The following is a 12914-nucleotide window of genomic DNA, read 5'->3' as shown; positions in this document are numbered from 1 at the left end:
CACATTGGTGTACGCCCCCGTGTGGCCCATCGTAGGTAAAGTCAGCTAGCCGGCGCATTCATCTCTTTTCGCGGGAGTCGACGATCATGAGTATCGGGTTGGCTCGCGTCACCATCAGCGCTCCCCAGCGCCGCATCGACGTGGCGCTGCCCGAGCACGTGGCGCTCGCCGAGCTGCTGCCCGAGGTGCTGCGGCACGCCGGCGAGGGCCTGGCCGACGACGGCGAGAAACACGGCGGGTGGGTGCTGCGGCGCACCGACGGGGTCGCGCTGGCCACGACCCAGGGTCTTTTCCCCCAGGGTGTCCGCGACGGCGAGGTGCTCCATCTCGTACCGGCCCACGACGAGTGGCCCGAGCTCGAATACGACGACGTGGTCGAGGCGATCGCCGAGGGCGCCCGCCGCCGCGGCAGCTCCTGGACGCCGGCCTCCACCCGCACCGCCACGCTGATCGCGGCCGGGGTGCTGCTGGCGATCGGGCTGGTCGCGGTGCTGGCCACCGGTCCGGGTTGGACGGGCGCGGCCTTCGCGGGGCTCGGGCTCGCGGTGATCCTCGCGCTGGCGGGGGTGACGGCCTCCCGGGCGTACGGCGACGCGCGCGCCGGCGCGGCCCTAGGGGCTTATGCGATGCCGTACGCCTTCGCGGGCGGCGCGGTGCTCGTCGCCACCGACGACCGGGTCGGTGTGTTCGGGCTGCTGCCCTGGCTCGGCGGCTCCGAACTGCTGGCCGGCTCGGTGGCGCTGCTGCTGATCGCGGCGCTCGGCGGGGTGGGCGTGGCGGCGTCGCTGCGCCTGTTCACGGCGGGCGGGGTGGTCGGGCTGTTCGGCGCGCTGACCGCCCTGGTCGCGATGGTCACCGACGCCTCGGGCGCGGCCGCGGTGCTGATCTCGGCCCTGGTCTGCGGCATCGGCGCGCTGCCGCTGCTGGCCATCCGCTTCGGCAAGATGCCCACGCCGCCGGTCACCCTGCCCACCGGCGCCGACGCGTCGGAGGGCTTCACCGGCGCCGTCTCGCTCGACGCCTCCCGCGACCGCCCCGACCGGCAGACCGTCTTCGCGGCCGTGACCCGAACGGAAGAGCTGCTGGCGGGCATGCTGCTCGGGCACGCGGTGCTGGCGGTGGCGGCGTTCGGGGTGCTGGCGGTGGCGGGCACGCTCTCGGCGCGCATCCTGATCGCGGTGTCGGCGGCGGCGCTGCTGCTGCGCTCACGCCTGTTCGTGACCCTGCGCCAGCGGGTGCCGCTGGTCGTGGGCGGCCTGGCCGGCGTGGCCGCGCTCGGCGCCGACCTGCTGCGCGGGGCCGGCCCGGCGATGGTGCTCGGTCTGACCGCGGCCGCGCTGGCCCTCGCGCTGATCACGGTGGTGGCCGGGGCGACGTACTCCCGCAAGCCCCCGTCGCCCTATCTGGGCCGCGCCGCCGATCTGCTGGACACCCTGGTCGTGGTGTCGGTGATCCCGGTGGCGTGCGCGGTCGTGGGCCTGTACGACGCCGTCGGCAACATCAGCCTCTGACGGAGAACGGCCGCATCGACGACGCGGCCGTTCCCCTCGGTCTTCTCAGTGCTCGTGGCCCTCGGCCTCGGCGGCCTCGGCGCGCTTGAAGGAGGCCAGGATCTCCTCCTCGGCCTCGACACGGCCGGTCCAGGTGGCGCCCTCGACCGACTTGCCGGGCTCCAGGTCCTTGTAGACCGTGAAGAAGTGCTGGATCTCCATCCGGTCGAACTCGCCCAGGTGGTGGATGTCGCGCAGGTGCTCCTGGCGCGGGTCCTCGAACGGCACGCAGAGGACCTTGTCGTCGCGGCCCTTCTCGTCGGTCATGCGGTACATGCCGATCGCCCGGGCCCGGATGAGGCAGCCGGGGAAGGTCGGCTCCTGCACCAGCACGAGCGCGTCCAGGGGGTCACCGTCCTGGCCCAGGGTGCCCTCGATGAAGCCGTAGTCGGCCGGGTACTGCGTCGCGGTGAAGAGCGTCCGGTCCAGCCGGATGCGACCCGTCTTGTGGTCGACTTCGTACTTGTTGCGCTGGCCCTTGGGGATCTCAACCAATACGTCGAAATCCATTTATCTGCTCCCTTGTTCGCCCGCTGAAGAGAAGACCGGTCCGGCGGGCGGTGAGATCCGCGCGCGACGGTGTGCCGGATGTCGCTAGTCTCCCCTAAGTCCGACGCCGCGTACTAGGAGGGGCTCGTGGGGAGGCAAGATTCACACGACGGTCCCCGGCATGACGGCGTGTCCGGGTCGCATGACGACCCCAAAAACGGTAACCCGTCGACCGAGGGCGGCAAGGTTACTTCGCCCACTCCCAAGGACAATGCCGATCACGGTGACCTCAATGTCATGGGTGATGCGCATTTGTCCCGCCAGACCCATTCACCGGTACGGGCGGAGACGGCGCCCGATATACGACAAGAACCCCACACCACGCGCACCGAGTCGGAAGATCGACAGGTGCACCCGCATGAGCAGCCCGCACCGGCCACCGCCCCCGAAGCGCCATCGGCCAGGACAGACAGCGCCCCCGTAGCCGACTCGGCGCCTGTTGACCATGCGTCGGGTTCGGCGTCTGTCGACCGCGCTCCGGGTTCGGCGTCTGTCGACCGCGCTCCGGGTACGGGGCCTGTCGATCGTGCGTCAGGTTCGGCGTCTCTCGACCGTGCGTCGGGTTCGGCGCCTGTCGATCGTGCGCCGGGCTTGGTGCCTGTCGATCGTGCGCCCGTTTCGGCGCCCGACGACCATTCGCCCGTTTCGGCACCCGTTGACCGTGTGCCCGGCTCCACGCCTGTCGGCGGCCCGCCCCGCGCTGGGGCGCCCTCTCACGCTGGGTCGCCCTCTCACGCCGGAGCGCCCTCTCACGCCGGAGCGCCCACTCACGCCGTGGCGCCCACTCATGCTGGGGCGCCCACCCCTGTCGGCGCGCCCGATCGGCAGGCCGCCTCGTCCGAGCCGGCTCATGGTTCTGTGCCAGGGCCGCAGTCTGCGGGCGGCTCTGGACAGCCTGGCGGCTCCGCGGACCGCGGCTGGTTCGAGCAGCCGGCGAGCGCTGGTGAGCGAGGTCAGTCCGAGCGGCCGAGCGGTTTGGCGAATGCGGAGCAGTCGGGCGCCGGTCCAGTTGAGCGGGCTCAAGGCCCTTGGTCCACGGCGCCGGGCAACCCGCCACCGGCTGGCGGATCTTCGGGGCCGGCCGCAGCTCCGCCTCCGGCTGGGAACGTCTATGGGCAAGCTTCACCGGGTGTCTCAGGGCAAGCAGGGCCGGCGAACGCCTCCCGGCCGCCCGCTTTGTCGGGTGAGCGAGCTTCCGCGCATGGTGAATCGCCCGCTAGGCCCGCGCCGGGTGGTCATCCGAATTCGACTGACCAGCTCGGTCGGCCCGGCAGCCCGCAACAAGGCGGGCCTCAGGGCGGCGGTCAGGCGGCCGGAGCCGGGGTTTATGGCAGGCCGGCCGCCGGCGGTGCGAGCTCTGGCCCGACCCCGAACGATCAGCAGTCTTCCGGCGGCCGAAGCCCGGCCGGGACTCCCGCCGGCGGAGGTATCTACGGAGGGTCGGCTCGGCCTGAAGGTCATGGTGGGCCGGCGGCTTCGGGTGGCGGCGTTTATGGCAGTTCGGGCCAAGGGGCGGCAGGGTCGCGGCCCGGTGGTGCTGAGCAGCGGCCGGGTGCCAGTGGGGCGGGATCGGCCGGGGATCAGGGGCGGCCTACTTCCGGGCAGCGACCGAACTCAGGTCTCTACGGCGCGCCGGGTCAGGCGGGCGGGGCTCAGGTCCACGGGGCTCAGGTTGGCGGGGTTCAAGCGGGCGGGGCTCAGGTCCACGGGGCTCAGGTCCACGGGGCTCAGGTCCACGGGGCTCAAGCGGGCGGGGGCCAGGCGGGTGGGGTTCAGCCTTTGGGGGCGATGGCGGATGCTGGTGTCTTTGGTAGTGCGGCGCAGGCGCTTGGTGATCTGATCTCGCGTGATGACGCTCGTGGGGGTCCTTCTCTGGCTGGTGGGCAAGGGCTGGAACCTTCCAGTGGCGTTTATGGCGGACCAGTGCGTGCTGAAGGGCGGCCTGGCCAACAGCTCGATTCGGAGCGGTCGTCGGGTTCGGGTGGGAACGGCGGGGCTGCCTCGGCCGAAGGTGATCGCGGGCCTGATGGTGGTGGTCAAACGGCTCGGCCGGCCGGCGGCGTCTATGGCGGGCCATCCGGTCAACAGCGGTCCTCGGAGACGGGGCTTTACGGCAGCGCTGCCCAGGCAGCCGGAGGTGCGCGGGCCGGAAACTCTGGGCCGGCGGGCGCTGGCCGGTCGGCTGAGGCTGGGCACGTGAGTGGTGCAGGTCAGGCCGGTCAGCTTGGCGTTGGGTCGGGTGAGAAGGCAGTCGGCGGAGGCGTTCACGGAGGGCAGAAGGCAGCCGGCGGAGGCGTTCACGGAGGGCAGAAGGCAGCCGGCGGAGGCGTTTACGGAGAGCCGAACGCGGGCGGCGCCGGGCCCGCGGAAGGAACTGCCTCGGGTGGGAACGTCTATGGCGGAAAGCCGTCTGGGGCGGGGGCTGCTGGGGGTGCTCCTGCTTCCGGTGCTGATGTGACGCAGGTGGTCAATGCTGCGGGGGCTGTCCGGGAAGGCGGGCCCGGCGGGGAAACGGTTGACCTCGCGGCGCATGTGGCTCGGGGTGGGGAGCTCGGGGGCGGTGTGAAGGCTTTTGTGCGTGAGCCCGCACTTCAGCCCGCAGCCGGCGCTACGGCCGTGACCAACGACGGACCTCGCCTCGAAGAGCCCGGTAGTGGTCGGAGGACGCGTACAAAATGGGTCTTCGCTCTTGCGGTTTTAGTGGTTTTGGCGGGAGCTGCCGGAGTTGTCGGGATCGTGCGGCCGGGGCCCGTCGATGGGTGGCTGGGAGCTGAGCCGAGTGCGGCGCCTACGACGGCGGCGCCTACGCCCGAAGCTGCTCCTACGCCCGTGCTGGCGGCGGCCAATGGTGGGGGTACGGCTCTGACGGCGGCCGGGGTGAAGAAGGCGCTCGATCCGCTGGTGGGGTCGGCCGCGCTGGGTGACAAGGTGCATGTGCGGGTGCTGGATGTGGCCTCCGATCAGGTGCTCTACGCCCGGAACGCGGACACCATGACCACGCCGGCGTCCACCACCAAGCTGCTCACCGCGGCGGCTGTGCTGTCGGCCCGGGGAGCTGCCTATCGGCTGAGCACCCGGGCTGTGGCGGGGAGCGCGCCGGGTGAGGTCGTGCTGGTCGGTGGTGGGGATCCGTCGCTGTCGGTGGATGCCAAGGGGCAGTTCCCGGGGGCGGCTCGGCTCGATCTGCTGGCGGGTCAGGTCAAGAAGGCGCTGGGTGGGGTGAAGCCGACCAAGGTCACCATCGACACTTCGCTGTTCAGCGGGCCCGAGACGGCGGTCGGGTGGGACTCCTCCGACATCTCGCCCGGTGGGCAGGTGTCGCGGATCCAGGCGCTGATGACCAACGCGGGGCGGATCAAACCGGTGCACAACGAGTTCGGTGGGGATCCGCGCTATCCGGATCCGGCGATCGCGGCCGGTAAGGCGTTCGCCAAGCAGCTCGGGGTGTCCACCGCGACCGTCAAGCGCGGGAAGGCGCCCGCGGCCCCGGCCTCGTCCGCGTCGGCGGCGCCGGACGGGGCGGGGCGTCAGCTCGGTGTGGTCCAGTCGCCGCCGATGGTGCAGCTCACCGATTGGATGCTGGAGCAGAGCGACAACACCATGGCCGACGTGCTCGGGCGGCAGGTGGCGCTCGCGGCGGGGCAACCGGCGACCTTCGACGGCGCCACCGACGCCATCGTGAAGAAGATGGACGATCTGGGGCTTCCGGGGGAGGAGGCCGATCTGTACGACGCGAGCGGGCTCTCCCGGAACAACGGGATCAGCCCGACGATGCTGACCCAGCTGCTGTCGCTGGCCGCCGGCGGGCAGGAGCCGGCGCTGAGCAGCGTCTTCGGTGGGCTGCCGGTGGCCGGATGGTCGGGGACCATGACCAAGCGCTTCGTGGCGCCGCAGGCCAATCAGATCGGGCAAGGGGTCGTGCGGGCCAAGACGGGCACGCTGAGCGGGGTCAACACGATGGCGGGGGTGGTGACCACCGAGGACGGGCGGCTGCTGGTCTTCGCGATCATGGCCAGCGGCTCGGGGAACGCGGTGACGGCACGGGCCGCGCTCGACCGGGTGCCGGCGCGCCTCGTCAGTTGTGGGTGCTGATCTCGGGGTTTTTCCTGAGGTGGGGGCTGGAAATCCGCGGGTACGGTGGGGTGCATGGCGCAGTTCGTTGATTGGGATCTGGCCGCCGCGACCGCTGGCGCGCTGTCGAAATCCGGGCCCGCGGTCTCCTACGACGATGCGATGGCGGTGGTCTCCGAGCTGCGGGCGCTCACCGATGAGGCGGCCGGCCACGTGGCCACCTACACGGGGCTGACTTCGCAGGTCGAGGTTCCTCCGGTACGGGTCGTCGACCGCAAGGACTGGGCGGCGACCAACATCGAGGGCCTCAAACAGGTGATCATTCCGCTGGTCACCCGGCTCTCCGGCGACAAGCAGCCGGGCGGGCTGGCCGACGCGATCGGCTCGCGGGTCACCGGTGTGCAGGCCGGCACGATCCTGGCCTATCTCTCCGGCCGCGTGCTGGGGCAGTACGAGGTGTTCTCCGGCAACCCGGGTCAGCTGCTGCTGAACGCGCCGAACATCGTCGAGGTCGAGCGCAAGCTCGGCGCCGACCCGCGCGACTTCCGGCTCTGGGTGTGCCTGCACGAGGTCACCCACCGCACGCAGTTCACGGCGGTGCCGTGGATGCGGGGCTACTTCCTGGGCGAGGTGCAGGCGTTCGTCGACGCGTCGCAGAGCACCGAGCACATCCTCGAGCGCATGCGCCGTGGTGTGGCCACCCTCTCCGACGCGCTGCGCGACCCCGAGTCGCGCTCCTCGGTGCTCGACATCGTGCAGACCCCGGGGCAGAAAGCGGTGCTCGACCGGCTGACCGCGCTGATGACGCTGCTCGAGGGGCACGCCGAGTTCGTGATGGACGGCGTCGGTCCCGACGTCATCCCGAGCGTCGAGTCGATCCGGGCCAAGTTCAACCGCCGCCGCGAGAGTGGCAACCCGCTGGAAAAGGCGATCCGCCGCCTGCTCGGCATCGAGGTGAAGATGCGGCAGTACGCGGAGGGCCGCAAGTTCGTGCACGGCGTGGTCGAGCGGGTCGGCATGGAGGGCTTCAACAAGATCTTCGACTCGCCGCTGACCCTGCCCCGGCTCGACGAGCTGGGCGACCCGGACGCGTGGGTGACCCGGGTGCACGGCCCGCAGCCGGCGATCGGGGGGTAGATGGCGCGGATCCCACCCTCGGTGGCCGCGGTGCGGCTCGCCGTGCGGCGGGCTCTGCCCGCTTCCGGCCTGGTCCTGGTGGCCTGTTCGGGGGGAGCCGATTCGCTGGCCCTGGCGGCCGCCGCCCGATTTGTCGGGCGCGACGTGGGGCTCGTGACTGTTGATCACGGGCTCCAAGAGGGGTCGGCGGCTCGGGCGGCCGACGTCGCCCGGTGGGCAGAAAAATCCGGATTTATCCCTTTTGAGGTGGCCACCGTGTCGGTGGACGGGCGGCCGGGTGGGCCGGAGGCGGCGGCGCGTACGGCTCGATATGAGGCCCTGACCGCGGCGGCGCGACGGCATGGGGCGGTGGGAGTGCTGCTCGGGCATACCCGGGACGACCAGGCTGAGACTGTCCTATTGGCGCTGGCTCGCGGGGCCGGGCCGCGCGGGCTGTCGGGGATGCCGGCCGTGAAGGGGATCTTCCTGCGGCCGCTGCTGGATGTGGCGCGGGCCGATACGCGGAAGGCGTGTGCGGTCCTGGGGCTGGTGCCGTGGGAGGACCCGCACAATTCGGACCCGTCCTTTGCTCGTTCGCGGGTGCGCGGATCGGCTCTTCCGGCGCTGGTCGAGGCTCTCGGGCCTGCCGTGGTGGCCAATTTGGCGCGTTCTGCCGGACAAATCGGGCAGGACAACGAGGCGCTCGACGCTATTGCTGCTGATTTTTCGGATGTGTCGGTCGAGGCGCTGTCCGGGCTGATGCCGGCCATCCGGAAGCGGGTGCTGCATTCCTGGGCGCTGCGGCTCGGTGCGCCCGGTGGTGCGCTGTCGCACCGGCACGTGGAGGCCCTCGACGCGCTCGTCACCGCCTGGCGCGGTCAGGGGCCGGTGCACCTCCCTGGTGGCATTCAGGTGGCCCGCGACCGGGGAGCACTCGTTCGAGTGCCCTGACCGCCTGTGAGAGTCGTCACTCGCGATGTCCGATTCGCCGGTACTACCGACCCGAACTGGGTGTTTTCCAGGGGTTCCGTCCGAGTTGATCGCCGCCCCGTGCGGCGGGCGGCAACCTTCATGCGGCACGCTGGTGCCATGGCTGATGGCTCCTGGTACGACGCCGACATCGACCACGTGATCATCTCTGAGGAGCAGATCCGGGAAAAGATCGCCGAACTGGCGAAACAGGTCTCCGCGGACCACGCGGACGCGGACGGCGGCATCCTGCTCGTCTGCGTGCTCAAGGGCGCGGTCATGTTCATGGCCGACTTCGCGCGGGCGCTCGGCCACCACGGGCCCTCCACCGAGATGGAGTTCATGGCGGTCTCCTCCTACGGGCAGGGCACCACGACCTCCGGGGTGGTGCGCATCCTGAAGGACCTCGACCGGGACATCACCGGCCGGCACGTGGTCGTGGTCGAGGACATCGTCGACTCCGGTCTCACGCTGTCGTGGCTGATGAAATATCTCCAGTCGCGCTCGGCGGCGAGCGTCGAGGTGGTCGCCCTGTTCCGCAAGCCGGACGCGGTCAAGGTCCAGGTTCCGGTGAAGTACGTGGGCTTCGACATCCCGAACGAGTTCGTGGTCGGCTACGGCCTGGACTTCGCCGAGCGCTACCGCGAGTTGCCGTACGTCGGTGTGCTGCGGCCCGAGGTCTACGCCCGTAGCTGAACCGTTTCTCAGCGTCTTCTCAGAAATCCGTCTTTATGGGCGGTTTTGCTGCGATACCTCGCTGAACGGGCGAGGACCGGGAGGTGTCCGGCCAGCGGGCTCACGGGTTCGCAACCGGCACCCACGGTGTACCGTCGAGTGACCGATGGCGCAGTGTCACAAGCGCCGGAGGGCCGGGATGATTCACCGTCATCAGGCGGGGTAACGCTCCCGGCAGCCGCCGTGGGCGGCACCGTTGAGGTGACCAGGACGCCGATCAGGAGGGTCCGGGCGCTTGGCGCCCGACAACAGTATGGAACGTACGCGTTTCTTCCGCCGCCCGGTGGTCTGGATCATTCTGGTGATCATCGGCGTGATTGCGCTGAGCTCGTTCTTCACCAGTGGTCCGAGCTACCAGCGCGTAGATACCTCGGTGGCGCTCGAGCGCCTCAATCAGCCCGGCATCAAGAAGGTCGTCCAGAAGGACAAGGAGCAGACGCTCCAGATCGACCTCGCCTCGCCGGAGCGATTCGACGGCAAGACCACTGACAAGATCGAGACCCAGTACCCGTACGAGGTCACGCAGACGATCTGGAACGAGGTCCAGGAGGCCAAGACCGCGGGCCGGATCACCGGCACCATCAATGCCACGGTCTCGGGCGACAACATCCTCTTCAGCCTGCTGATCAACCTGCTGCCGATCGCCATTCTGGTGATCCTGCTGCTGCTGTTCATGTCGCAGATGCAGGGTGGCGGCTCGCGGGTGCTCAACTTCGGCAAGTCCAAGGCGAAGATGATCACCAAGGACACGCCGAAGACCACCTTCGCCGACGTCGCCGGCGCCGAGGAAGCGGTCCAGGAGCTCCACGAGATCAAGGACTTCCTCCAGAACCCGGCGAAATACCAGGCTCTCGGCGCCAAGATCCCGAAGGGCGTGCTGCTGTTCGGCCCGCCCGGAACGGGTAAGACGCTGCTGGCCCGGGCGGTCGCCGGCGAGGCCGGAGTGCCGTTCTACTCCATCTCCGGCTCCGACTTCGTCGAGATGTTCGTCGGTGTCGGCGCCAGCCGGGTCCGCGACCTGTTCGAGCAGGCCAAGTCGAACGCTCCGGCGATCGTCTTCGTCGACGAGATCGACGCCGTCGGCCGTCACCGCGGCGCCGGCATGGGCGGCGGTCACGACGAGCGGGAGCAGACGCTCAACCAGCTGCTCGTCGAGATGGACGGCTTCGACACCAAGGGCGGGGTCATCCTGATCGCGGCCACCAACCGGCCCGACATCCTCGACCCGGCGCTGCTGCGTCCCGGCCGTTTCGACCGGCAGATCGCGGTCGACAACCCGGACATGGAGGGTCGCAAGCAGATCCTCCGCGTGCACGCCAAGGGCAAGCCGTTCACGCCCGACGTCGACCTCGACTCGGTGGCCCGCCGCACGCCCGGCTTCTCCGGCGCCGACCTGGCCAACGTCATCAACGAGGCCGCGCTGCTGACCGCCCGTAACGAGAAGCGGGCGATCTCCAACGAGTTCCTCGAGGAGTCGATCGACCGGGTCATCGCCGGTCCGGAGCGGCGCACCCGGGCCATGAGCGACAACGAGAAGAAGATCACCGCCTACCACGAGGGTGGCCACGCGCTGGTGGCGTACGCGCTGCCGCACTCCGCCCCGGTGCACAAGGTGACGATCCTTCCGCGTGGCCGCTCGCTCGGTCACACGCTCGTGCTGCCGACCGAGGACAAGTACACGCAGACCCGCGCCGAGATGATCGACACCCTGGCCTACGCGCTGGGTGGCCGGGCCGCCGAGGAGCTCGTCTTCCACGAGCCCACCACCGGCGCCGGCAACGACATCGAGAAGGCGTCCGGTCTGGCCCGGGCCATGGTCACGCAGTACGGCATGAGCTCCAAGCTGGGCGCGGTCAAGTACGGCACCAGCGGCGACGAGCCGTTCATGGGCCGCAACATGGGCCACGAGCGGGACTACTCCGACTCGGTCGCGGCCGACATCGACGCCGAGGTGCGCGCGCTCATCGAGCTGGCGCACGACGAGGCGTGGGAGATCCTGGTCGAGTACCGCGACGTGCTCGACAGCATGGTCCTCGAGCTGATGGAGAAGGAGACCATCACCCGCGAGGACATGGACCGCATCTGTGCCCGGGTCGTCAAGCGCCCGCCGATGTCGCCGTTCAACGGCTTCGGCAAGCGCATGCCGTCCGAGGCGCCGCCGGTGCTCACCCCCGCCGAGCGCGAGAAGCTCAAGGCTCAGGCCGTGGCCGACGGCCAGGCTGCCATCGGGTCCAACCCGAACGGCAGCGCACCGGAAGGCTCCAACTGATCAGCGACGACGACGCCCTCGACTATCTCGCCGCCCGCCTGGTCGACGGAAAGCTCACCGGCACGCCGGTCGAGCAGTCCGTCGACCTCGGGCGGATCGAGAAGGCGGTCCGGGAGATCCTCATCGCGATCGGTGAGGACCCGGACCGGGACGGGCTGGAGCGCACCCCGGCCCGGGTCGCCCGCGCCTACGCCGAGCTCTTCGCCGGCCTGCGCGTCGACCCGGCCCAGGTTCTCTCCACCACCTTCGAGGCCGACCACGAAGAGCTGGTGCTCGTCCGCGACATCGAAGTGATGAGCATGTGCGAGCACCACCTGCTGCCCTTCAAGGGCGTGGCCCACATCGGCTACGTGCCCGGCACGCACGGCCGGATCACCGGCCTCTCCAAGCTGGCCCGCCTGGTCGAGGTCTACGCCCGGCGCCCGCAGGTGCAGGAGCGCCTCACGTCGCAGATAGCCGATCTGCTGATGGCGAAGCTCGACGCCCGTGGCGCGATAGTCGTCCTCGAGTGTGAGCACCTCTGCATGGAGATGCGCGGCATCCGCAAGGTCGGCGCCCGCACGGTCACCTCGGCCGTCCGCGGCGCGTTCCAGACCGACGCCAAGATCCGGGCCGAGGCCATGGCCCTGATCAACGCACGCTGATCAACGCACGCTGACCATCCGGTTGGCCAGGGTCGACATCGTGTACGTCCCGATGCCCAGCACCACCTCGAGCGCGTTGCGCCGGGTGTAACCGGCCGCGAGGAACCCGTCGACCGGGGTGTCCCCGGCCGTGGCAAGCACCTCCAGCGTGAAGACCCGCAGGGCCTCGAGCCGCGGGTCGGCCAGGGCGCGCTGCTCCCGCAGCGCCGTGATGAGCTCCGAGCCGGCGCCCAGACTTCGCAGGCGGCCGGTGTGCATGGTGAGGCAGACACGGCAGTCGTTGCGCGCCGCGATGGTCATGACCACCACCTCCCGCGCGAGCGGGTCGAGCGTGCTCGCCTCGAAGAGGCCGCTGACGTGCAGGAACCCGCCGAGCATCTCGGGTGACTCGGCGAGCCGCCCCACCACGGCCGGCAGCGGGCCCGGAAGGGACTCCATCAAGGGCCGGGACGCGGCGGGAGCGGACTCGAGGGTGTGTTGAGCGAACATTGCGGCTCCCTCTAGGATCGACAACGTGGTTGTCGAAACCGTAAACCAGGTTGTCGAGTTTGCCAATGGCTGAGGGCTACGAGCTGCCGCTGCTGCTGTTCGCCGGCTTCCGCACGCTCATCGACGATCTGCACGCCGAGCTCGCCCGGCGCGGGCACCCCGACGTGCGCCCCGCCTACGGCTTCGCGATGCAGGCCATCGGGGTGCGGGGCGCCTCGGCCAGCGAGGTCGGGCGCCGCCTCGGCGTGTCCAAACAGGCCGCCGGCAAGACCGTCGACCGGCTGGAGGCCCTCGGCTACGTCGAGCGGGTCGACGACCCGGCCGACGCCCGGCGCAAGCTCATCCGGCTCACCCCGCGCGGCGTCGACTCGCTGGCCCAGTCGGCCGAGATCTTCGACGAGCTGCGCGCCCGCTGGGTGTCCGAGCTGGGCCCGGACCGGGTCGAGCTGATCGAGTCGTCACTGCGCACGGTCGCGCGCGGGCCGGTCTTCCCGGTCGACGTGCCGGGCTGGCTCAGTTGAA

Annotated in this window: 11 protein-coding genes; 9 read left to right on the top strand and 2 right to left on the bottom strand. The window is 70.3% G+C overall.

All coding sequences use genetic code 11. The features are described from left to right. The first annotated feature begins 86 nt into the window (after nt 1-86). The gene (gene eccD / locus ACQP2X_RS47820) at nt 87-1511 is read left to right on the top strand and encodes a type VII secretion integral membrane protein EccD (RefSeq protein ID WP_498692901.1); all 1425 of its coding nucleotides are present in this window, start codon (nt 87-89) and stop codon (nt 1509-1511) included. 45 nt (nt 1512-1556) lie between these two features. On the opposite strand, the gene ACQP2X_RS47815 is transcribed toward eccD, so the two are convergent. Further along, nucleotides 1557-2060: an inorganic diphosphatase gene (locus ACQP2X_RS47815; RefSeq protein WP_097317543.1), complete on the bottom strand. Its 504-nt coding sequence runs from the start codon at nt 2058-2060 to the stop codon at nt 1557-1559. A gap of 1888 nt (nt 2061-3948) precedes the next feature. Between ACQP2X_RS47815 and ACQP2X_RS47810 the strand changes: the two genes are divergently transcribed. The 7 genes from ACQP2X_RS47810 to folE all read left to right on the top strand — a co-directional run bounded on the left by ACQP2X_RS47810 (nt 3949) and on the right by folE (nt 11903). Further along, complete coding sequence (locus ACQP2X_RS47810) at nt 3949-4299, top strand: hypothetical protein (RefSeq protein WP_498692899.1); 351 nt, start codon at nt 3949-3951, stop codon at nt 4297-4299. A 629-nt stretch (nt 4300-4928) separates the two neighbouring features. Then, nucleotides 4929-6191, top strand: a complete 1263-nt coding sequence (gene dacB, locus ACQP2X_RS47805; RefSeq protein WP_498692898.1) for a D-alanyl-D-alanine carboxypeptidase/D-alanyl-D-alanine endopeptidase — start codon at nt 4929-4931, stop codon at nt 6189-6191. Between the two features lie 54 nt (nt 6192-6245). Then, entirely contained in the window at nt 6246-7307 is a 1062-nt protein-coding gene (locus ACQP2X_RS47800; RefSeq protein ID WP_498692895.1) for a zinc-dependent metalloprotease, read from the top strand. Further along, the gene (gene tilS / locus ACQP2X_RS47795; RefSeq protein WP_498692894.1) at nt 7308-8237 is read left to right on the top strand and encodes a tRNA lysidine(34) synthetase TilS; all 930 of its coding nucleotides are present in this window, start codon (nt 7308-7310) and stop codon (nt 8235-8237) included. 138 nt (nt 8238-8375) lie between these two features. Further along, the gene (gene hpt / locus ACQP2X_RS47790; RefSeq protein WP_498692893.1) at nt 8376-8951 is read left to right on the top strand and encodes a hypoxanthine phosphoribosyltransferase; all 576 of its coding nucleotides are present in this window, start codon (nt 8376-8378) and stop codon (nt 8949-8951) included. A 292-nt stretch (nt 8952-9243) separates the two neighbouring features. Beyond that, nucleotides 9244-11259, top strand: a complete 2016-nt coding sequence (gene ftsH / locus ACQP2X_RS47785) for an ATP-dependent zinc metalloprotease FtsH (RefSeq protein ID WP_498692892.1) — start codon at nt 9244-9246, stop codon at nt 11257-11259. Further along, entirely contained in the window at nt 11256-11903 is a 648-nt protein-coding gene (gene folE, locus ACQP2X_RS47780; RefSeq protein ID WP_498661988.1) for a GTP cyclohydrolase I FolE, read from the top strand. The genes ftsH and folE overlap by 4 nt, the downstream gene beginning before the upstream one ends. On the opposite strand, the gene ACQP2X_RS47775 is transcribed toward folE, so the two are convergent. Further along, the gene (locus tag ACQP2X_RS47775; protein WP_498692890.1) at nt 11904-12392 is read right to left on the bottom strand and encodes a carboxymuconolactone decarboxylase family protein; all 489 of its coding nucleotides are present in this window, start codon (nt 12390-12392) and stop codon (nt 11904-11906) included. A 65-nt stretch (nt 12393-12457) separates the two neighbouring features. Here ACQP2X_RS47775 and ACQP2X_RS47770 point away from each other — a divergent pair, with 65 nt between their 5' ends. Further along, nucleotides 12458-12913 carry a MarR family winged helix-turn-helix transcriptional regulator gene (locus tag ACQP2X_RS47770; protein WP_498692889.1) on the top strand — a complete coding sequence of 152 codons (456 nt, stop codon included), beginning with the start codon at nt 12458-12460 and terminating at the stop codon, nt 12911-12913. Nucleotide 12914 lies beyond the last annotated feature (1 nt).

The organism is Actinoplanes sp. CA-131856, from assembly GCF_050956135.1.
GTDB lineage: Bacteria > Actinomycetota > Actinomycetes > Mycobacteriales > Micromonosporaceae > Actinoplanes.
This window is presented reverse-complemented; position numbering and strand designations above follow the sequence as displayed.